We start from the raw sequence: 21,101 nt of genomic DNA, 5'->3' as shown, positions 1-21,101 counted from the left end.
TTGTAAGTTAGTTAAAGAGAAAATAAATGACACAAAAATTCGAAATGGCAGACCGTTTTAATCCGTCTGCGGTAGAACAAGCCCTTTATCAACATTGGGAAGAGAGCGGTTATTTTAAACCGTCTGAAAATGAAAACGCACCGAGCTATTGCATTGCGATTCCGCCACCGAATGTAACGGGTTCCCTACACATGGGGCACGCTTTCCAACAAACCTTAATGGATACCTTAATCCGTTTTAACCGTATGGAAGGGCATAACACCTTATGGCAAGCGGGGACAGACCACGCGGGTATCGCAACCCAAATGGTGGTTGAACGTAAAATTGCCGCTGAAGAAGGCAAAACACGCCATGATTATGGTCGTGAAGCGTTCATCAACAAAATCTGGGATTGGAAAGCCTATTCTGGTGGCACAATCAGCCAACAAATGCGCCGTTTAGGGAACTCTATCGACTGGGAACGTGAGCGTTTCACTATGGACGATGGTTTATCTAACGCGGTAAAAGAAGTATTTGTTCGCTTGCATGAAGAAGGCTTGATTTACCGTGGCAAACGCTTAGTAAACTGGGATCCGAAACTTCACACCGCGATTTCTGATTTAGAAGTGGAAAATAAAGAGAGCAAAGGTTCCCTTTGGCATTTCCGCTATCCGTTAGCTAACGGTGCGAAAACGGCAGATGGTAAAGATTATTTAGTGGTGGCAACCACGCGTCCAGAAACCATGTTGGGCGATACGGCTGTTGCAGTGCATCCTGAAGATGAACGTTATCAATCTTTAATCGGTAAAACTGTGGTTCTGCCATTGGCAAACCGTGAAATTCCAATTATTGCCGATGAATATGTCGATCGTGAGTTCGGTACTGGTGTGGTGAAAATTACCCCTGCGCACGACTTCAACGACTACGAAGTGGGTAAACGCCACAGTTTGCCAATGGTTAACGTATTAACCTTAAATGCGGATATTCGTGATGAAGCGGAAATTATCGGTACTGACGGCAAACCACTTGCGGGTTATGAAGCGACTATCCCAGCTGATTATCGTGGCTTAGAGCGTTTTGCTGCACGTAAGAAAATCGTGGCAGATTTTGAAGCGCTAGGTTTATTAGACGAAATTAAACCACATGATTTGAAAGTGCCTTATGGCGACCGTGGTGGCGTACCGATTGAGCCGATGTTAACCGACCAATGGTATGTGAGCGTGAAACCGCTTGCTGATGTGGCAATTAAAGCAGTGGAAGACGGCGAAATCCAATTTGTGCCGAAACAATACGAAAACCTTTACTTCTCTTGGATGCGCGATATTCAAGATTGGTGTATCTCTCGCCAACTTTGGTGGGGACACCGTATTCCGGCGTGGTATGATGCAGAAGGCAATGTTTATGTCGCGCGTAACGAAGAAGAAGTGCGGTCAAAATACAACTTAGATTCTGCGGTTGAACTCAAACAAGATGAAGACGTGTTAGACACATGGTTCTCATCAGGTTTATGGACATTCTCAACTTTAGGCTGGCCAGAGCAAACCAAAGAACTCAAAATGTTCCACCCAACGGATGTGTTAATCACCGGCTTTGACATCATCTTCTTCTGGGTTGCTCGTATGATTATGTTTACGATGCACTTTGTGAAAGATGAAAACGGCAAACCGCAAGTGCCATTCAAAACCGTGTACGTAACGGGCTTAATCCGTGATGAGCAAGGCCAAAAAATGTCAAAATCAAAAGGCAACGTGCTTGATCCAATCGATATGATTGACGGTATCAGCCTTGAAGATTTACTTGAAAAACGCACCGGCAATATGATGCAACCGCAGTTAGCAGAGAAAATTGCTAAAGCAACCCGCAAAGAATTTGCTGAAGGTATTGCAGCTCACGGTACAGATGCGTTGCGTTTCACATTAGCCGCGTTGGCTTCAAACGGTCGTGACATCAACTGGGATATGAAACGTTTAGAGGGTTATCGTAACTTCTGTAACAAATTATGGAATGCAAGCCGTTTCGTTCTTACGAATGAAAAATTAGATTTAAGCGAAGGCGAGATCGAATTTTCATTAGCGGATCGTTGGATTCAATCAGAATTCAATCGTACCGTGGAAACTTTCCGTAATTCATTAAGCCAATATCGTTTTGACCTTTGTGCCAATGCGATTTATGAATTTACCTGGAACCAATTCTGTGACTGGTATTTAGAATTAACTAAACCGGTATTTGCAAACGGCAATGCAGCACAAATTCGTGCGGCAAGCCAAACTTTGGTTCATGTGTTAGAAAAATTATTACGTTTAGCCCATCCGCTTATTCCATTTATTACCGAAGAAATTTGGCAAAAAGTGAAAGGATTTGTGGGTATTACTGCTGACAGTATTATGTTACAACCTTTCCCACAAGTGGAAGAAAATGGCTTTGATCCAGAAGCAGAAGCTGAAATTGAGTGGTTAAAAGAAGTGATTGTTGCGGTACGTAACATCCGTGCAGAAAGCAACATCGCACCAAGCAAAGGCTTAGATCTGTTATTCCGTAATTTAAGTGCAGAAAATGCAAAAATTCTTGAAAAACAGACCGCTCTTTTAAAAGCCATGGCGAAATTAGACAACGTTCAAGTGTTAGCGGCAAACGAAACAGCACCACTTGCCGTAGCAAAACTCGTCGGTAATGCAGAATTGCTCGTACCAATGGCAGGCTTTATCAATAAAGAAGCAGAGCTTGCCCGTTTAACCAAAGAGATTGAAAAATATCAAAATGAAGTTAAACGTATCGAGAATAAACTCAGCAATGAAGCTTTTGTGGCTAAAGCACCTGAAGCGGTGATTGCGAAAGAACGCGAAAAACAAGCGGAATACCAATCAGGATTAGAAAAAATCCAAGAGCAGTATAAAGCGATTGAAGCGTTGTAGTTTTTAAATAAAGAAAGCGGTCAGATTTAAAATCTGGCCGCTTTTTTATTTTCTACAATATTGTTATAAGTCGAAAAATCTACTTTAGTTATTTAACACTTCAAGCAATGCTTGAACAGGGTGTTTCAAGATAGCTTTTTCATATCGCTTCACTTGGCTACGGCAGGAATAACCGGTTGCAAGGCAATAATTCGGATCTTTACCTTGTAATTTTTTGCCCCATGATACGTCGTAAATCTCTTTTGACATGGTTTGATTTTGAACTTCATGACCAAATACACCCGCCATACCACAGCAACCGACTTTTTCGACCTTTAAGGTTTGTCCAAATTGCGCGAAAATATGCTGCCATTCTTTTGGGCTGTTTGGCATAAAGGTGGATTCAGTACAATGAGGGAATAAATGCCACTCAAAAGTGCGGTCAGATTTCGCGATATTTTTCACCGCACTTTGTAATGCGTTACTTTCTAATTGATTGGTCAGCCATTCGTGCGCTGTGAGCACATGGAAGTCACCGCGAGAATCCCCTAAGGCCTCTTTATATTCATCTCGATAAGAAAGCACAATCGCTGGATCTACACCGACCAAAGGCACATTTAATTTAGCAACGCGATTTAAAAACTCCGCTTGTGTTTTTGCTGTTTTACTAAAGCGAGTTAAAAAACCTTTAATATGCATGGCTTTGCCATTCGGTTTAAAAGGCAGAATGATTGGCTCAACACCTAGTTTTTGTGTGAGAGCGACAAAATCACGGACCACTTTAGCATCATAATAAGAGGTATAAGGATCTTGTACGATAAAGAGCATATTGGCTTTTTCTGTTGCACTGAGACCTTCCAATTCTTCTAATTTTTTGCCTTGGTAGCCGATTTCGACTAATTGTTGTTGAAGGTTAGGCTCAGAAAGGAGAGGTAAGTCAGTCATACCCAATGTTTTTTCAACCAGGCTTTGTGTGATTTTTAGCTTGGTGAAATAATTGAATAATGCCGGTTGTTTCGCCATATAAGGTGCGGCAACTTCTAAATTCGCCACAATATGATCTTTGGCTGGACGCAAATAACGGCTGTGGTAAAAATGGAAAAATTTTGCACGGAAACTTGGTACATCAATTTTAATTGGGCACTGGCTTGCACAGGCTTTACAAGCCAGACAAGTATCCATTGCTGCCTTCACTTCATTTGAGAAGTCATATTCGCCGCGCCATTTCTGTACGCTATTGCGGAAACGTTCCACAAGTGCGGTCAGTTTCACTTGTGTTTTATGAAAATCTAATTGCTCAGGTGATACGTTTTCATTGGCCATTAATCGCAACCACTCACGCACCATCGCAGCTCGTCCTTTGGGCGAGAATACGCGATTTTTACTCACTTTCATGGAAGGGCACATAATGCTGTGCTCATCAAAATTAAAGCAAAGTCCATTGCCGTTACAGTTCATCGCGCCTTTGAATTCATCTCGCATTTGAATCGGGATTTGGCGATCATTGTCCGCACGCATCGGCGAGAGAATTGAATAGAGCTCCGCATCGCTATTAAGTGGCGTACAGATTTTACCTGGATTGAGACGATTGTTTGGGTCAAATAAGAACTTCACATAACGCAATTCTTGCCAAAGTTCGGGAGTGAAGAATTTTTCTCCATAATGAGAACGTACGCCTTTACCGTGTTCACCCCATAGCAAACCGCCGTATTTCACGGTGAGTTCTGCCACTTCATCTGAAATTTGTTTAAAGAGTTTGACTTGTTCTTTATCGCATAGGTCTAAAGCAGGGCGAACGTGCAATACGCCAGCATCCACATGGCCAAACATCCCATATTGCAGATTGTGGCTATCTAATAAGGCTCTAAACTCTGCAATGTAATCTGCAAGATGTTCTGGTGGCACACAGGTATCTTCCACAAAAGGAATCGGTTTGGCAGCGCCTTTCGCATTCCCCAATAGCCCCACCGCTTTTTTACGCATGGCGTAAATACGTTCAATAGAAGGCAAGTCAGAACAAAGTTGATAGCCGATAATATGATCTTTGCCTTGTGCAATTTTTTCATCTAATTGCTGACAAAGTGCGGTCACTTGGCTGTCGATTTTGGCTTGATTGTTGCCCGCATATTCCACAATGTTTAAACCCAGAATTGGATTTTGTTCTTCTTCTGTTAAAAGTTCTTTTACCGAATGCCAAATAATATCTTGCTTAGCTAGGTTCAGCACTTTGGAATCGACGGTTTCAACGGAAAGAGCATTGGCTTTCACCATAAAAGGCGCATTGCGAAGGGCAGCATCAAATGAGCTGTACTTCACATTAATTAAGGTACGATATTTCGGAATCGGCAATAAATTGAGTTTGGCTTCGCAGATAAACGCAAGTGAACCTTCTGACCCCGTTAAAATTCGGGTGAGATTAAATTCACTTTCATCTTTATTAAAGACATTCTTAAGATCGTAACCGGTGAGAAAGCGATTGAGTTGTGGTAAATCTTGAATGATTGAGGCGCGTTTCTCTTTGCAACGTTGGAAAATCGTTTGATGTAACGCTTTACCATTTTCTGAAAGCGGGTAGTTTTCTAAAACATCGTTAGATTTGACCGCACTTGTATCTAATATTTCACCGTTCATTAAAACAGAACGTAATGCTAAAACATGATCAGAGGTTTTGCCGTATTGTAATGAACCTTGACCAGAAGCATCGGTATTAATCATGCCACCGAGGGTTGCTCGATTACTGGTGGAGAGCTCTGGTGCAAAGAATAATCCGTGTGGTTTTAGAAAATGGTTGAGTTGGTCTTTTACGACGCCTGCCTGAACGCGAACCCAGCGTTCTTCTATATTAAGCTCTAAAATGCTCGTCATGTGGCGAGAGAGATCGACAATAATGTTGTTATTTATAGATTGTCCATTGGTACCCGTGCCGCCACCGCGAGGTGTAAAGGTTAGATGAAGGTATTTCTCTTTATTGGCTAATTTGGTGATACGTACTACATCGGCAACAGATTTAGGGAATAAAATAGCCTGAGGAAGCTGCTGATAGACGCTGTTATCTGTCGCAAGACTTAAACGGTCAGCATAATTTGAGGCAATATCACCTTCAAAATGCTGCTTTTGGAGTTCGCTAAGATAATCACTTACCATGTTATTAAGTTGTGGCACATTAGAAAGACGGGGCAACATAAAATCACTCACCTATATAATAGAGAAGAAAGTGAATTTGATGATATATGAAGCTCAAAAAAAAGTCGATTTCAACAAAAGATATTTTTTGTTAGAATAGAAATCGGGTTAAAAAGTAACCCGATTTTTGTGAACAAATGTTCATTTTAGGGGTTATTTGTCTATAAAGTAACCAAAAAGGGCAAAAAAAGTTTGATCTTTGGTATTTTTATAGGATAATAACCATACTTTTGAACGTTCCTTTGGCTATGGCAAAGGAATTGAATTTGTCAAAAGGATAAGTTAGGGCAAATTCAAAACCCTAGTTAAGCAACGTTTAGAGTGTTTCTTTTTTATAAAGTTCACAATAAACAAGGAAACTTTTCTTATTAATAACGATGACTAAATAGAGGACATCAAAATGAAAAAAACTGCAATCGCATTAGTCGTTGCTGGTTTAGCAGCAGCTTCAGTAGCTCAAGCAGCTCCACAAGAAAATACTTTCTATGCAGGTGCTAAAGTTGGTCAAGCATCTTTCCATGATGGTATCAAAGACAACTTAGGTTCTTATCACCGTAACTCTGTTACTTACGGTGTGTTTGGTGGTTACCAAATCTTAAACCGTGATAACTTAGGTTTAGCGGTAGAATTAGGCTATGATGACTTTGGTCGTGTTAAAGGTCGTGATTTAGGTAAAACTGACTTCAAACACACTAACCATGGTGCTCACTTAAGCTTCAAAGGTAGCTACAATCTTGGTGGTTTAACTTCTGCATTAGAAGGTTTAGATGTTTATGGTCGTGCTGGCGTAGCATTAGTTCGTTCTGACTACAAATTCTATGATGTAGCAAACGGTGGTGCTCGTGTTCACGCAGACGGTCGTCATAGCTTACGTACTTCTGGTATGTTCGCTGCAGGTGTTGAATATGCATTACCATCATTACCAGAGTTAGCATTACGTTTAGAATATCAATGGTTAACTCGCGTGGGTAAATTCCGTACTCAAGATACAGCTAACAGCTCTGTAGACTACAACCCATGGATCGGTTCTATCAACGCTGGTTTATCTTACCGCTTCGGTCAAGGTGCTGCTCCAGTTGTTGCACCTGAAGTTGTAAGCAAAACTTTCAACTTAAGTTCTGATGTAACTTTCGCTTTCGGTAAAGCTAACTTAAAACCACAAGCTAAAGCAACTTTAGACGGTATCTACGGTGAAATCGCTCAAATCAACAACGCTAACGTAGCAGTTGCTGGTTATACAGACCGTATCGGTAAAGATGCACCAAACGTGAAATTATCACAACGTCGTGCAGACTCTGTAGCTAACTACTTAGTAGCTAAAGGTGTTCCAGCTCAAAACATTTCTGCAGTTGGTCACGGTAAAGCTAACCCAGTTACAGGTTCTACTTGTGACGCGGTTAAAGGTCGTAAAGCGCTTATCGCTTGTTTAGCACCAGACCGTCGTGTTGAAATCGCAGTTAACGGTACTAAATAATTTTATTTAGTTATCCATTAACGGATTAGCATTAGAAGACCTAAACTTCGGTTTAGGTCTTTTCTTATATAAATTAAACCTATAAATTGAAGGAATTTTTGAATGAAAAAGTGGATTATCTTGATTATTATCGCAATTGCTGCAGGTTTAGGCTTAGTGTCTAGCTACAATGGTTTAGTAAAAGCAGAAACTGAAATTGATTCTGTTTGGGCAAATGTTGAATCATCTTATCAACGTCGTGCTGATTTAATTCCAAACTTAGTGAATACTGTAAAAGGTCAAGCTAATTTTGAACAACAGACATTAACTAATGTAATCGAAGCGCGTGCAAAAGCGACACAAACTAAAATTGATCCGTCTAATTTAACAGAAGAACAATTAAACGAATTCCAACAAAATCAAAATCAAGTCGGTTCAGCACTATCACGCTTACTTGTTACAGTAGAACAATACCCACAATTAAAAGCGAATGAAGGTTTTATGAACTTACAAGCGCAACTTGAAGGTACAGAAAACCGTATCAATGTGGCTCGTAATAAATTTAATGAAGCTGCACGTATCTATAATGAAAAAGTACGTCAATTCCCAACTAAATTAGCAGCAATGATTTTTGGTTTTAAAGCTAAACCTTACTTTAAATCAGCTACTGGCGCTGAAAATGCACCAACTGTAAACTTTAACTAAGGTTTATCTATGCCATTCTTTTCCAGAATTCCAGTAGATAAAAAGCAAATCGAGGCGGCGATTAGTCGCCTCGAAAGCTTAAGTTCGGCTGAGTTACGTGTTTATATTGAACGCAAAGTACCAAAGGCTTCAGCACAACTGTCCGCAATGGAACGAGCTTTAGAAGTCTTTGACGAACTGGAAATGCATAAGACAGCAGCGCAAAATGCCGTGTTGATTTATGTGGGATATAAAAATCATCTCTGTGCAATAGTTGGTGATAAAGGCATTCATCAATTTGTTGATGTGGCTTATTGGCAGTTACAATGCGATTTAATGATTGAGCAGTTTAAACAAAAAGCTTATACAGAAGGCATTGTGGATGCGATTGATCGTATCAGTGATATTTTATCTCGCCATTTCCCTATTCAGCCTAATGATGTGAATGAATTATCGAATGAGGTAATTATTAATGGCTAAGCTTTTATCTTTTATGAAAAGTGCGGTTATTTTTAGCCTTGTTTTTTTTGCTAAAATGGTTGTTGCGGCAGAATTTCCGCCTGCACCAAATCCTTTCCATTACATAAACGATTACACTAACACACTTTCATCAGAACATAAGCAAATTTTAGAAAATAAACTGATTGCTTATAGCAAAGAAACGAGTTCACAAATCGCTGTTGTTTTGGTTCCTACAACCGGCGAATATGAAATTGCTGATTATACCTTTGCTTTAGGTGATAAATGGGGCATTGGACGTAAAAATCTGAACAATGGCGTGTTGATGCTGATAGCGAAGGATGATCGCAAAGTCTTTATCGCAACAGGGCAAGGTTTAGAAGGTGTTTTGCCAGATGCTTTTTTATCGCAAGTCATCCGTTCGGCAATTTTGCCACAATTTAAACAAGGCCAATATGCGCAAGGTATTAATGATGGCTTAAACCAAATTATTGCGGCAAGTAAAGGCGAGTTTGATGCAGCACAAGTTGAAGAAGATGCGTTCGATAAGTATATTCCATTCTTAATGGTATTGGCGTTTATTGCTATTGTATTATTTGGTGAGTTCCAATATCACAAAGATGAAGTCTATATTAGCCCGAATCAACGTGACCAACTGAATAAAATTATTCGTCAAAGTACGATTTCTCGTCGTCATGGCGGTGGCTCCGGTTTTGGAGGTGGATTTGGTGGTGGCTTCGGCGGAGGTGGTTCTTCCGGTGGTGGTTTTGGTGGCGGTGGCTTCGGCGGCGGTGGAGCGGGTGGAAGTTGGTAAGACCAAGCCTTTCACTCAGGTTCTATCTTATGCTAGAATAACGCCCTATTCAGACTTATTTGAACAAGGAACATTATGGAAACGTTAGACAAAATCAAAAAGCAAATCGCTGAAAACCCAATTTTAATTTACATGAAAGGTTCACCAAAATTACCTTCTTGTGGTTTCTCTGCACGTGCATCTGAAGCATTAATGAATTGCAAAGTGCCTTTCGGCTATGTTGATATTCTTCAACACCCAGATATTCGTGCTGAATTACCGGCTTATGCAAACTGGCCAACTTTCCCACAATTATGGGTAGAAGGTGAGCTAATTGGTGGTTGTGATATTATTTTAGAAATGTATCAAGCGGGTGAACTTCAAACTTTATTAAGTGAAGTAGCGGCTAAACATCAAGCTTAATTGATAACCGATTATCAAGATAAACCTGCTTTTTAGCAGGTTTTCTTTTGCTCAAAAAATGATAAACCAGATAGAAAAGTGTGATCGAATTAACATTTTTAAATTAAATAACTTGTTGATTAAATTTCCTTAAGATAGACTACGTTGCGTTAGTCGGGGTGCCTATATTAATGGCTGAGAAATACCCGTGAACCTGAAACAGATAATGCTGGCGTAGGAAACTAATCATCTCATTATGCTGTTTCGTTATGCAAAAATAAGGAGAACGCATAATGAACAAAACGCTTTCCATTTTAACCGCACTTTTTACCGCTTCCGCTTTCGCACAAGCAGCTCCTCAAACATTAGATGTTTATACTTATGATTCATTTAGTGCTGATTGGAGCGCTGGACCAAAAGTTAAAGCAGCTTTTGAACAACAATTCCCGCAATGTAAGCTGAATTATGTGGCTTTTGATAATAATGGCACCTTGTTTAACCGTGTTCGTCTAGAAGGTAAAAAAATTAAGGCGGATGTAGTGCTCGGTTTAGATAGTTATCAAATTGAGGATGCACAAAAACTCAATATTTTTGAGCCAAATAAAGTGGATTTAAGCCAGTTACGTTTACCAATTAAATGGGAAAATCACACGTTCTTACCATTCGATTATGCACAATACGCGTTTATTTATGATAAAAATAAACTGACTAATCCACCAAAGAGCTTAAAAGAATTAGTTGAGCGTCAAGATCTTAAAGTGTTATATCAAGATCCGCGTACAAGCAGTATTGGACGTGGTTTATTACTTTGGATGAATGTAGTTTATCCAGAAGCAGATGTCGCAAATGCCTGGAAGACCCTTTCTAAACATACGGTCACGGTCACCAAAGGTTGGACTGAGTCTTATGGGGCCTTCTTAAAAGGCGAAGGTGATCTGGTTTTAAGCGTAAATACTTCGCCGATTTACCATATTCTTTCTGAACAAAAAGACAATTATGTGGCAACGGAATTTGCAGAGGGGAGCGTATTACAAGTTGAAGTCGCAGCAAAAGTTGCTAACCGTAATAATGCCTGTGCGGATGAATTTTTAGGCTTCCTACTTTCACCGCAAGCTCAAGCGGATATTGCCAAAAATAATGTGATGTTACCTGTGGTAGAAACCAATATCGAAAGTCATATTGATGCGCTTAATTCTCGTGCAAAATCAATGCGTATTTTAGATACCACGAAGGTGACAAGTGACCAGCTTAAAGGCTGGATCAATCAATGGCAAAAAGCCTTATCTAAATAGTATTAATGAGCTTATTGCAACATCCGCATTTTCGTCCTCGCCATTATTTGGGCGGAAGTGCGGTCATTTTTTTCATTGTTTTACTCTATGGATTTTCACTTTCTGCGGTTTTTTCAGTAGGAAGTGATTATGCTTTATCTGATTTCTTAAAAGATGATTATTTGCATCAAGTCATCGCTTTTAGTATCTGGCAGGCATTCTTATCGGCCGTGCTTTCTAGCATAATTGGAACGTTATTTGCACGTGCTTTTTTCTATTTAGATTTCAAAGGCAAATCGCTCATTTTACGCATTTTTTCCCTCACATTTGTTTTGCCGGCATTACTGGCTATTTTCGGTCTAATTGGTATTTATGGCACTGCCGGTTGGCTAACACAACTTCTGCAAACCCTAGGTATTTCATGGAAACCATCCATTTATGGTTTAAGCGGCATTCTCATTGCCCATTTATTTTTTAATATTCCCTTAGCAGCCCGAATGAGTTTACAGGCTTTGCAAAGTGTACCGACCGAACAGCACCAACTTGCGGCACAATTGAATATCAAAGGTTTCACATTTTTCCGTTTAATTGAATGGCCTTATTTGAAAAGCCAAATCGTGTCAGCCTTTGTATTGATTTTTATGCTGTGCTTCACCAGTTTTACGATTGTCTTGGCACTGGGTGGCGGGCCACAAAACAGCACATTAGAAGTTGCCATTTACCAAGCCATTTTCTTTGAATTTGATTTACCCAAAGCCGCACTTTTTGCGCTTGTACAATTTGCGTTTTGTTTTGCGTTATTTTCACTTTCACAATATTGGGCAAAAGCACCTGAAACGCAGATTTCACAACGTTATCGCTGGGTTTTGCCTTCTTCAAGTGCGGTCAAATTTGGATATGTTTTTGTCTTATTCTCGGTGTGCTTATTTATTTTAAGTCCCTTATTCAATATTGTTTTCCAAGGTTTGTCTGCGACCCAATTATTTGACTATTGGCAAAATCCACAATTATGGAAGTCGCTTGCTTATTCATTAACCATGGCTCCGACTGCAGGGATTTTATCGGTCTTATTTGGATTTTTCTTATTATTGCTTTCAAGACAGCTGCAATGGTTATATCACCCCAAATTAGCCCACTTAATTTTAACGGGGGGCATGATGATTTTAGCCATTCCGACGATCGTCTTAGCAGTCGGTCTATTCCTTTGGTTACAAGATATTGATTTTTCAGCAGGACATTTATTTGTAGTGGTATCGGTTTGCAATGCCTTGGCTGCCTTGCCATTTGTTATCAAAATTCTTAATACACCGATGAATCAATCGATGCAATATTATGAAAAACTCTGTTTATCGCTGAATATTACAGGTTGGCAGCGTTTTCATTTAATTGAATATCCGCTGCTAAAAGCCCCGTTGAAATATGCTTTGGCACTCGCGACAACCTTATCACTCGGCGATTTTACGGCAATAGCTTTATTTGGTAGCCCTGATTTTACTTCGTTGCCTCATTTGCTTTATCAACAAATCGGGCAATATCGAAGCCAAGAAGCGGCTGTTACGGCATTGATTTTATTGGGCTTATGCTTAGGGTTATTTATGTTTATTGAAGGGCAGAAGGAACAATATGATTAAATTAAATAATGTAGTCTTCAATTATCAATCCATGCCGATGGTGTTTGATTTACAGATTCAAGCGCAAGAAAAAGTGGCTATTATTGGGGAAAGTGGCGCAGGAAAAAGTACCTTGCTGAATTTAATTGCCGGATTTGAATATGCTGATAGTGGCGAGATTTGGCTCAATGGTGAAAATCATACCAAAACAGCACCTTTTGAACGCCCTGTTTCCATGTTATTTCAGGAAAATAATCTCTTTACTCATCTTTCCGTGGAAGAGAATATTGCTTTAGGTTTAAAACCGAATTTAGCCTTAAATGCAGAAGAAAAAGCACTTGTAGAACAAGCCGCAAAGGCGGTCAATTTACAGGATTTTTTAACGAGAAAACCGACCGCACTTTCAGGTGGACAAAAACAGCGAGTGGCGTTGGCACGCTGTTTGCTACGAGATAAACCCATTTTATTATTGGATGAGCCTTTTTCTGCCCTTGATCCTAAATTACGCATTGAAATGCAGGATTTAATGGATCAATTATGTGAAGAAAAAAAGCTCACCATGTTACTGGTGACACATCAACCCAAAGAAATTGAACGGCATATTGATCGAGTGATTGAAATTCATCAAGGCAAAGTGATCTGATCTCTTTTTATCATATTGCAGAGTAATATGCTCAACTTAATAAAAGCGACATAGCTTAAACGAGGAAAATATAATGACCACAACAAATGTAGTACAGCTTTCATCCATTACACCTCACCCCTCAGTAGAGTATTGGTCTGTTTGTAAAGTCGAAGCGTTATTTGAAACACCTTTTTTAGAATTAGTCTATCGTGCGGCTCAAGTGCATCGAGAGCATTTCAACCCTGGTGCAATACAGTTATCGACGTTGATGTCGATTAAGACGGGTGGCTGTCCAGAGGATTGTGGTTATTGCCCACAATCAGCACGTTATCAAACAGGCGTACAAAATCAGCAGATCTTGGATATTGATGAAATTGTTGAAAAAGCCAAAATTGCGAAAGCACGTGGTGCAGGACGTTTTTGTATGGGCGCAGCATGGCGTGGTCCAAAACCAAAGGATATGGAAAAAGTGACGGCGGTTATTCGTGCGGTAAAAGATATCGGCTTAGAAACGTGCGGTACCTTTGGGTTGTTGCAAGATGGTATGGCGGAAGAGTTAAAAGATGCAGGATTGGATTATTACAACCACAATCTAGATACCGCGCCAGAGAATTATCACAATGTCATTGGTACACGCCGTTTTGATGATCGTTTAAGTACATTAGGAAAAGTGCGTCATGCTGGTTTAAAAGTTTGTTGTGGTGGTATCGTAGGGATGAATGAAACCCGTAAAGAGCGAGCAGGCCTTATTGCGAGTCTGGCGAATCTTGATCCGCAGCCGGAGTCCGTGCCAATTAACCAATTAGTAAAAGTGGAAGGTACACCAATGGCTGATGCGGCTGATCTAGATTGGACAGAGTTTGTTCGTACCATTGCGGTTGCGCGTATTACCATGCCGAAAAGTTATGTTCGTCTTTCTGCTGGTCGTCAAGGCATGAGTGAAGAAATGCAAGCGATGTGCTTTATGGCGGGAGCGAATTCCATTTTCTATGGCGATAAATTATTAGTGACAGGCAACCCAGAAGAAGATGGCGATCAACTTCTTATGGCTAAATTGGATCTTGAGCCGGAAACGGAAGAAAATAGAAAGCCACTCGAAAGAAATTAGTCATAAAAAAAGTGCGGTGAAATTCACCGCACTTTTTATTGAGGCTTACTTCACTTGTTCAGTTAGGCAAGGCTGAATTTTATTTAGCATTTCTTTTAGAATACGCGCTGGAGCAGCCACGATGTTGCCTGAGCGTAAATAGCCATGACCCGCATTGAAATCACACACTAAACCGCCAGCTTCACGCACGATTAAATCACCCGCTGCGCAATCCCAAGGTTTTAAGCCCATTTCGAAATAACCGTCAACGCGACCAGAAGCCACATAGCAAAGGTCTAATGCGGCAGAACCTGTACGACGGAAATCAGCTGCTTCATCAATTAAGTTATTCATAATGGCAAATTGAGTTGGCATCAAACTTGGTTGTTTGAATGGGAAACCGGTGGCTAAAATTGCCCCGTTAAGTTCATTTTGGCTATCTACACGTAAACGCACTTCATTTAATTTTGCGCCTTCACCACGCACAGCAGTGAATAATTCATTACGAATAGGATCGTAAACCACACCCACTTCGGTACGGTTTTTTACACGGATAGCAATAGAAACGGAGAAATGTGGCAAACCTTTTACGAAGTTGGTTGTGCCATCTAGTGGATCAATTACCCATTGAATATCACTGTCTTTGCCTTCTAATGCACCACGTTCTTCACTGATAATTGTGTGATCAGGATAAGATTTTTGAATGATTTCAATGATCTCTGCTTCAGCGGCTTTATCGACGCTGGTCACATAATCATTAATACCTTTTTTACTTGTTTGGATGTCATCACGGCGCTCATAGTTTTTAGCAATCACGTTGCCCGCTCTTCGTGCCGCACGAATAGCGATATTTAACATTGGATTCATATTTCCACCAGATTTTAAAGAACAGATAATAGGTCGCCTATTATAAGGGAGTTTTAGTAAATAGCCAGTTGAAAATGTTTAATTCACGGTTTTTCACGTTTTTTAAAGGAAATTTGCGATCAGTATCGCAAAAATAAAGTAGTAAATTTGGCTTTCTTCTGAAGGAATTTTAAAGTGCGGTCAAAAAAGAAGGCATTTTATGTATAAAGGGATAACCTTATTAGAAACCTTGATTGCATTATTTATTTTAAGCGTAACGTTGGCGTTTGCATTGCCTAAATGGCAGAAAAATGATCCCAAATATTTTCTCGAAAAAGAGCAACAACGGCTTTATTTTTTCTTACGTAATATCCAAGCGAGGGCAGAAAACTCATCGGCGATTTGGTTTATTTTGGCCAATCAAGATAGGGCGAATCAACGTTGGTGTATTACTGCTCAAGTAAAAAGCGATCATTTTTGTGATTGTTTTCATCCCCAGAATTGTCCTAAAAATCTTTATGCGCATTTTTACTATCCTTATTTTGAAGGAAAAACGATGCTGATAGGCCCTAAATTATATCCGTCAGAAGTGGCGGTGAAATTTAATGGGGCCAGAAATACTATGGAAACGAATTGTTTTATGTTGCAAGCTGAAGAGCATCGTACATTGTTTTCTTTTTTCAATGTGGGCAGTATTAAATTAAAACCAGATCAAGCGGCGAGTGCATGTACAAGATGAAACCATTAAAAGGCGAAACATTGGTAAGTTTATTGGTTTCACTTGGCTTATCTGCTTTATTATTGTTATTGGTGGCACAGTTTTATGCCCAAACTCAACAGCAAAATCAGCGTTTAATGTTACAGCTCAAACTACAAGCAGAATTACAACGCACAATTCAACTCATCGGGAAAGATTTGCGTCGCGTAGGCTTTCGGGCCACAAACCAAAAACTCATTGAGGATAATCTGGCTTTATTTGAATTGGATGAAAAGGGCACTGCAATAACCATTGCTCAAGCAGACAATACCCCGTCAAATAGTTGTGTTTTGTTTTTTTATGATTTGAATAGCAATGGTTGTATTGGTGAAAAATACACAAAAAATACCTGCGTAAATGGTGTTAAAAATGTGGCGAAAAATATCGAAAAAGAGCTGTTTGGTTACAAACTTAACGGCAAAATGATCGAAACCAAACAAACCTACAAAAATGCAGTAAATGCAGATTGTCGCTCAGCAGAGTGTCAGCGAGCCTTAGCGCAATCTACTTGTAACGCTGGTGGTGGATGGACAGATTTATTGGATGAAAAAGAGTTTGAGATTTCTCAATTACGTTTTGATTGGTTAAAGGCAGGGAAAGGGATTGAAATTAAACTCGCAGGGCATCTTGCCGCATATAAGCATATTCAATATGAAACTTCGCTTGTGGTGCCTTTATTAAATCAAGAAGAATGATGATGAAAAAAGGGATTGTGACACTGACGGCACTGATTTTACTTTCAGGCTTCTTGGCGCTGATCTTATTATTTGATGAACAGATCTTTGCATTTTTTCGATCTCAAATGAGTCAGCGAAAATATTATGTAGAACAAGGCCTGGCGTTACAGGAAATCAGTCAGCAGCAACAAAAACATATTTGCCAAAACTTGCCTTTAAATGGTGCTGAAAAAGTGAAACAAGTCTTTTTCGAGTCTAATGGGGCAGAGGATAAAGTGACCTATTCTGTTTGGTGTAAACGAGCAGAGTTATTTAAGAAATCGCCCACAAAAGGCATTAATGAAAATATGCTGCGAGATTTTATTTCTAGCGAAAAACAAGCGGATTTTCAACCGCACTTTGTGAAAGTAGCGTCAATTTTAACGGCTCAAAAAGTACCCCAAGTGTATTGGATAACACAAAACCAATTAGAAATTAAAGGGAATGTGAGTGGTATTCTGCTAGCAGAAGGGGATTTAACCTTAACGGGCAAAGGACGAATAAGCGGTGCAGTGATTACAGGTGGTTCACTTAAGTTAGAGGGAGACGTGACAGTAGCTTACGGTAAAGCTGTGGTTGCAAAACTCGTACAAGAATATAGCCAATGGCGTTTGGTGGATAAAAGTTGGAGTGATTTAAGTGCGCAAGATCAAAGTGAATAAAGGCATGTCGTTAATGTCACTTTTATTAGCCTTATCAATTTTCAGCGGGTTATTTTTGATTTTTAACCGATGGATGAGTGAACAACGGAAAAGTGCGGTCAAAATTTTTCAAGAATTTCAGGCGATTCAAATTGCTGAGAATCAGGCTCAACGCCAGTTTATAGGCTTGTCTTGTGAAAATAACGTACAACAAAATGGCATTCAATTTGCAATTCAATGTAGTCATCATCAAGTGAATATACGCTATCCTCAAGGTGAATTTTTATTGAAAACCGAGTAAAATAACGCATTGTTTTTGCTTTCAAAAGGGCGTTACTTTGTTCGTTACTTATTATTCAAACCAACCAGAAATTCAAAAGGATATTTTAGTTTCGCTGTTGGAAAATTTACCGCAACATGATCCATTTCAGTCTGACATTGTGTTGGTGCAAAGTCCGGGTATGGCACAATGGTTGCAAATGGAAATTGCTAAAAAACGCGGCGTTGCAGCGAATTTCCAATTCCCCATGCCTTCCAGTTTTATTTGGAAACTTTACGCCGATAATTTGCCGAATGTTTCCACGCAAAACCCTTTTGAAAAAGATTCAACGTTATGGCGATTAATGCGATTAATCCCTACTTTTTTACAGCAAAAAGAATTTGAACCATTAAAAAAATATTTAGCGTCCTCACCGGCATCAGAACAGCAAAAACTTTATCAATTAAGCCTAAAAGTTGCCGATTTATTTGACCAATATCTCGTCTATCGCCCCGAATGGATTGCCGCATGGGAAGAAAATAACGATGAAAAGATCTTGGCTCAAATTAATCAGCAAAAGCAGGGCCTTTCGGCGTTAAATCCTACCTTTCTTTCTCAAATTAAAGGCAATATTCACTGGCAGGGAATTTTATGGCGAGCCTTGGTGGATGATGTCCAACGTGATTTCGGTGGAAAAGCAAGGCATCGTGCAGCACTCAATCAACAATTTTTAGAGCTATGTCGTGATCCAAATGCGACACTTAACTTGCCGGAACGTATTTTTATTTTTGGTATTCCAGCATTGCCAACGGTTTATCTCAATATTTTCCAAGGTATTTCAGCTAAAACAGATGTACATTTATTCTTCAATAATCCATGTCAAGAATATTGGGGAGATTTGCGAGATCTGAGTAAATCCTATTTATTAGAAAGACAGCGTTTCGTGCAAGAAACCAACGATGTGAAGCCTTTAATTTCAGCCGAGCAAGTGTCATGGGAACCAGCCGATCTTGATTACACTAATCAACAAGAAGAATTGTTCAGCGGGAATCCGCTTTTAGCCTCTTGGGGCAAAATGGGGCGGGATTTTCTCTATCAATTAGTGCGAGATGAAGAAAATATTCAAGCCATTTCCCGTGATTACTATGCCGAACTTCCCGAAAAAACATTGTTAGGGCAGATCCAAAATCAAATTTTGACGTTGAGTCATGGTGCATTAAATGTCGCGAAAAATGACCGCTCTTTGGTGATGAAATCTTGTCATAGCGCGATGCGCGAAGTTGAAGTGCTACATGATTATTTGTTGGATTTATTCAATCAGAATCAGCATAAACCAAAAGAAGAACAGATTACACCAAAAGATGTGGTGGTCATGGTGGCCGATGTTAACCAATATACGCCTTATATTCAGGCTGTCTTTGGTGCGAATAGTGCGGACGCACCCATTATTCCGTTCTCAATTTCTGACAGTAAATTATCTGAAAGTGATGTGATCGTGTCGAGCTATCTTTCTCTGTTAAATTTAAAAGAAAGTCAGTTTGGCGCGGAAGAGGTGCTGGCTTTATTGGATATTCCGGCTATCCGTGAACGTTTTAATATTGCCCTTGCCGATCTCGAGCAAATCCGTGAATGGGTGAAAGAGTCGGGTATTCGCTTTGGTTTGGAAAAACTGCAGAATACACTGAATTTTAATGCGTGGCAGGCGGGACTTGAACGCATGACCTTAGGTTATGCGATGCGTGAAGAACAAGGTGTTTGGCAAGACAGTCTTGGACTTGATAGTAGCTATGGATTGAAAGGGCAGTTAGTTGGTGCAGTGAATCAATTTTTTACGGTCTTAAATAAATGGCATCAAGATTTGCAAAAAGCACACAATATTGAAAAATGGCGTGAAAAATTGACCGCACTTTTGACAGATTTTTTTGTGCAAAATAAAGAAACGGCGGATACCTTATTTTATATTCAAGATTGTATCAATGCGTTTGCCGATGATTTGCAGACCGTCAATTTTGAAGAAACCTTGCAGGCGGATGTGATTGCGGAAGTGATGTCTGCACGTTTAGAAGAAACACCAAACAGCCTTCGTTTCTTAGCGGGAAAAGTGAATTTCTGCACACTTTTACCAATGCGTTCAATTCCTTTCAAAGTGGTGTGTTTGCTCGGAATGAATGAAGCGGATTACCCACGCAGTCATACCCCAAATAGTTTTGACTTAATGCAATATCATCATCAAAAAGGCGATCGTGTTCGTCGAGATGATGATCGTTACTTATTCCTCGAAGCCTTACTGGCCGCAAGATCCCATTTTTATGTCAGTTATGTAGGCTGTTCAATCATTGATAATCAACCCAAAGAACCTTCAGTATTGGTGAGCCAATTGGTTGATTATATTAATCATTATTCAGACAATGGCTTAAAGATTGAACAACATCCAATGACGGCGTTTAGTCCAAGCAATTTCCAACATGAAGGGAAAATTAACCGCTCTTTTGCGAAAAAATGGTTGCCGATTGCGCAATTTCAAGAAAGAAAATGTCATGAATTTGTTGTGCCGATGGGCGAAAATCAAGCGCCAATAACGGAAATTGAGCTCGATCGGTTTGTGAGTTTTGTTGAAAATCCAGTGAAATTCTTTTTTGAAAAGCAGCTTGGTGTGTACTTCCGAGATGAAGATGATCGCATTGAAGAAAGTGAAAACTTCACGTTAAATGGTTTGGAGCATCATCGCATTAGTAATGAATTATTGCATTTAGAGGAAGCGCAATTTAACGATTATTTCGCCAAACAGCGAGTGAAAGGCATCATGCCACGTGGCGAGTTTGCGGAAGTCTGTGCGCAATCCATTCGTGCTGATGTATTGGCTTTTAAAGAGAAAATTAAGGACTATTCTTCACCACATAGTGAGAGTGTCGATTTTGTGGTGGAAACGGCACAAGGCAATATTCGCTTGTTTGGCTATATGGAGCCATTATTTGGTGATGAAAATCAGATAATCGAATGGCGATTTGCAAAATATAAAGATCGTTATCGTATTCGCCCATGGCTTTATTATCTCATTCAACTGGTGACAAAAGAGAATGCACTGCCACCACGTATTATCGCTAAGGATAAGGATTTAACATTAAAAACAATAGAAAAATCAACCGCACTTGAGAAACTGAAAATGTATGTTGAGGCTTATTTACAGAGCCAGCAACAAATTCAGCTCATACCAACGGAAAATATAGCGAAGTTTATTGAAAAAGATGAAAGTGCGGTCAATTTTGACAATGTTTTAACGAATATCGAATTTCTTGCGGAAGATGATAACTATAGTTATAGAAAAGCCGATCCTTATTGGGCGAGGGTATTGGGTCAAACAGAACAATTTAAATCGCAGGAAGGTATTTCACAGTTGGTGAAGCAAACCACATCTTGGTTTGGAGAAATGTTGTCTTAAAGCGGA

At 39.8% G+C, this 21,101-nt stretch carries 17 protein-coding genes and 1 riboswitch; of the genes, 15 read left to right on the top strand and 2 right to left on the bottom strand.

Annotated elements, in window-relative coordinates; genetic code table 11:
- Positions 1 to 26: 26 nt before the first annotated feature.
- A complete protein-coding gene (gene valS, locus DPV81_RS02305) occupies positions 27 to 2,891 on the top strand; it encodes a valine--tRNA ligase (protein ID WP_111386565.1) in 2,865 nt (954 codons plus the stop codon).
- 84 nt (positions 2,892 to 2,975) lie between these two features.
- Here the strand turns inward: valS and ydiJ are convergent, their stop codons facing one another.
- Entirely contained in the window at positions 2,976 to 6,053 is a 3,078-nt protein-coding gene (gene ydiJ / locus DPV81_RS02300) for a D-2-hydroxyglutarate dehydrogenase YdiJ (RefSeq protein WP_111386563.1), read from the bottom strand.
- A gap of 400 nt (positions 6,054 to 6,453) precedes the next feature.
- On the opposite strand from ydiJ, the gene ompA reads away from it, so the two are divergent.
- From ompA to bioB, 9 genes are all read left to right on the top strand, one after another.
- Positions 6,454 to 7,527: a porin OmpA gene (ompA, locus tag DPV81_RS02295; RefSeq protein ID WP_111386562.1), complete on the top strand. Its 1,074-nt coding sequence runs from the start codon at positions 6,454 to 6,456 to the stop codon at positions 7,525 to 7,527.
- 102 nt (positions 7,528 to 7,629) lie between these two features.
- Complete coding sequence (locus DPV81_RS02290; RefSeq protein WP_111386560.1) at positions 7,630 to 8,211, top strand: LemA family protein; 582 nt, start codon at positions 7,630 to 7,632, stop codon at positions 8,209 to 8,211.
- Positions 8,212 to 8,220: 9 nt separating this feature from the next.
- Positions 8,221 to 8,670, top strand: coding sequence for a TPM domain-containing protein (locus tag DPV81_RS02285; protein WP_111386558.1), 450 nt, complete (start codon positions 8,221 to 8,223; stop codon positions 8,668 to 8,670).
- On the top strand, positions 8,663 to 9,463 hold the full coding sequence (locus DPV81_RS02280) for a TPM domain-containing protein (protein ID WP_111386557.1): 801 nt from the start codon (positions 8,663 to 8,665) through the stop codon (positions 9,461 to 9,463). Before DPV81_RS02285 ends, DPV81_RS02280 begins: the two co-directional genes overlap by 8 nt.
- Positions 9,464 to 9,538: 75 nt before the next feature.
- Positions 9,539 to 9,865 carry a Grx4 family monothiol glutaredoxin gene (gene grxD / locus DPV81_RS02275; protein WP_005699458.1) on the top strand — a complete coding sequence of 109 codons (327 nt, stop codon included), beginning with the start codon at positions 9,539 to 9,541 and terminating at the stop codon, positions 9,863 to 9,865.
- Positions 9,866 to 10,009: 144 nt separating this feature from the next.
- A riboswitch (TPP riboswitch) is annotated at positions 10,010 to 10,102 on the top strand.
- 35 nt (positions 10,103 to 10,137) lie between these two features.
- Positions 10,138 to 11,136 carry a thiamine ABC transporter substrate binding subunit gene (gene thiB / locus DPV81_RS02270; protein ID WP_111386555.1) on the top strand — a complete coding sequence of 333 codons (999 nt, stop codon included), beginning with the start codon at positions 10,138 to 10,140 and terminating at the stop codon, positions 11,134 to 11,136.
- Positions 11,137 to 11,141: 5 nt separating this feature from the next.
- On the top strand, positions 11,142 to 12,746 hold the full coding sequence (gene thiP / locus DPV81_RS02265) for a thiamine/thiamine pyrophosphate ABC transporter permease ThiP (RefSeq protein WP_111386553.1): 1,605 nt from the start codon (positions 11,142 to 11,144) through the stop codon (positions 12,744 to 12,746).
- On the top strand, positions 12,739 to 13,368 hold the full coding sequence (thiQ, locus tag DPV81_RS02260) for a thiamine ABC transporter ATP-binding protein (RefSeq protein ID WP_111386551.1): 630 nt from the start codon (positions 12,739 to 12,741) through the stop codon (positions 13,366 to 13,368). Before thiP ends, thiQ begins: the two co-directional genes overlap by 8 nt.
- Positions 13,369 to 13,441: 73 nt before the next feature.
- Positions 13,442 to 14,458, top strand: a complete 1,017-nt coding sequence (gene bioB, locus DPV81_RS02255) for a biotin synthase BioB (protein ID WP_111386550.1) — start codon at positions 13,442 to 13,444, stop codon at positions 14,456 to 14,458.
- 45 nt (positions 14,459 to 14,503) lie between these two features.
- Here bioB and suhB read toward each other — a convergent pair whose 3' ends face one another.
- A complete protein-coding gene (suhB, locus tag DPV81_RS02250) occupies positions 14,504 to 15,304 on the bottom strand; it encodes an inositol-1-monophosphatase (RefSeq protein ID WP_005695663.1) in 801 nt (266 codons plus the stop codon).
- A 199-nt stretch (positions 15,305 to 15,503) separates the two neighbouring features.
- Between suhB and DPV81_RS02245 the strand changes: the two genes are divergently transcribed.
- Genes DPV81_RS02245 through recC form a run of 5 tightly spaced genes read left to right on the top strand, consistent with a single transcriptional unit; the run spans position 15,504 to position 21,095 of the window.
- Positions 15,504 to 16,022, top strand: a complete 519-nt coding sequence (locus DPV81_RS02245; protein WP_111386548.1) for a prepilin-type N-terminal cleavage/methylation domain-containing protein — start codon at positions 15,504 to 15,506, stop codon at positions 16,020 to 16,022.
- On the top strand, positions 16,019 to 16,735 hold the full coding sequence (locus DPV81_RS02240) for a PulJ/GspJ family protein (RefSeq protein WP_111386599.1): 717 nt from the start codon (positions 16,019 to 16,021) through the stop codon (positions 16,733 to 16,735). Before DPV81_RS02245 ends, DPV81_RS02240 begins: the two co-directional genes overlap by 4 nt.
- The gene (locus DPV81_RS02235) at positions 16,732 to 17,418 is read left to right on the top strand and encodes a DUF2572 family protein (RefSeq protein WP_165818949.1); all 687 of its coding nucleotides are present in this window, start codon (positions 16,732 to 16,734) and stop codon (positions 17,416 to 17,418) included. The genes DPV81_RS02240 and DPV81_RS02235 overlap by 4 nt, the downstream gene beginning before the upstream one ends.
- Positions 17,419 to 17,431: 13 nt before the next feature.
- Positions 17,432 to 17,698, top strand: a complete 267-nt coding sequence (locus DPV81_RS02230; protein ID WP_111386544.1) for a DUF5374 domain-containing protein — start codon at positions 17,432 to 17,434, stop codon at positions 17,696 to 17,698.
- A 37-nt stretch (positions 17,699 to 17,735) separates the two neighbouring features.
- On the top strand, positions 17,736 to 21,095 hold the full coding sequence (recC, locus tag DPV81_RS02225; protein WP_111386543.1) for an exodeoxyribonuclease V subunit gamma: 3,360 nt from the start codon (positions 17,736 to 17,738) through the stop codon (positions 21,093 to 21,095).
- Positions 21,096 to 21,101: the final 6 nt, after the last annotated feature.

It is taken from the genome of Haemophilus parainfluenzae, assembly GCF_003252795.1.
In the GTDB taxonomy this organism is placed as follows: domain Bacteria; phylum Pseudomonadota; class Gammaproteobacteria; order Enterobacterales; family Pasteurellaceae; genus Haemophilus_D; species Haemophilus_D parainfluenzae_K.
Note: the sequence above shows the minus strand (reverse complement) of the source record. Positions and strands in the feature narration are given on the sequence as shown.

Coding starts and splice junctions, on each gene's coding strand:
- valS (WP_111386565.1), top strand. CDS start 27: ATGACACAAAAATTCGAAATGGCAGACCGTTTTAATCCGTCTGCGGTA.
- ydiJ (WP_111386563.1), bottom strand. CDS start 6,053: ATGTTGCCCCGTCTTTCTAATGTGCCACAACTTAATAACATGGTAAGT.
- ompA (WP_111386562.1), top strand. CDS start 6,454: ATGAAAAAAACTGCAATCGCATTAGTCGTTGCTGGTTTAGCAGCAGCT.
- DPV81_RS02290 (WP_111386560.1), top strand. CDS start 7,630: ATGAAAAAGTGGATTATCTTGATTATTATCGCAATTGCTGCAGGTTTA.
- DPV81_RS02285 (WP_111386558.1), top strand. CDS start 8,221: ATGCCATTCTTTTCCAGAATTCCAGTAGATAAAAAGCAAATCGAGGCG.
- DPV81_RS02280 (WP_111386557.1), top strand. CDS start 8,663: ATGGCTAAGCTTTTATCTTTTATGAAAAGTGCGGTTATTTTTAGCCTT.
- grxD (WP_005699458.1), top strand. CDS start 9,539: ATGGAAACGTTAGACAAAATCAAAAAGCAAATCGCTGAAAACCCAATT.
- thiB (WP_111386555.1), top strand. CDS start 10,138: ATGAACAAAACGCTTTCCATTTTAACCGCACTTTTTACCGCTTCCGCT.
- thiP (WP_111386553.1), top strand. CDS start 11,142: ATGAGCTTATTGCAACATCCGCATTTTCGTCCTCGCCATTATTTGGGC.
- thiQ (WP_111386551.1), top strand. CDS start 12,739: ATGATTAAATTAAATAATGTAGTCTTCAATTATCAATCCATGCCGATG.
- bioB (WP_111386550.1), top strand. CDS start 13,442: ATGACCACAACAAATGTAGTACAGCTTTCATCCATTACACCTCACCCC.
- suhB (WP_005695663.1), bottom strand. CDS start 15,304: ATGAATCCAATGTTAAATATCGCTATTCGTGCGGCACGAAGAGCGGGC.
- DPV81_RS02245 (WP_111386548.1), top strand. CDS start 15,504: ATGTATAAAGGGATAACCTTATTAGAAACCTTGATTGCATTATTTATT.
- DPV81_RS02240 (WP_111386599.1), top strand. CDS start 16,019: ATGAAACCATTAAAAGGCGAAACATTGGTAAGTTTATTGGTTTCACTT.
- DPV81_RS02235 (WP_165818949.1), top strand. CDS start 16,732: ATGATGATGAAAAAAGGGATTGTGACACTGACGGCACTGATTTTACTT.
- DPV81_RS02230 (WP_111386544.1), top strand. CDS start 17,432: ATGTCACTTTTATTAGCCTTATCAATTTTCAGCGGGTTATTTTTGATT.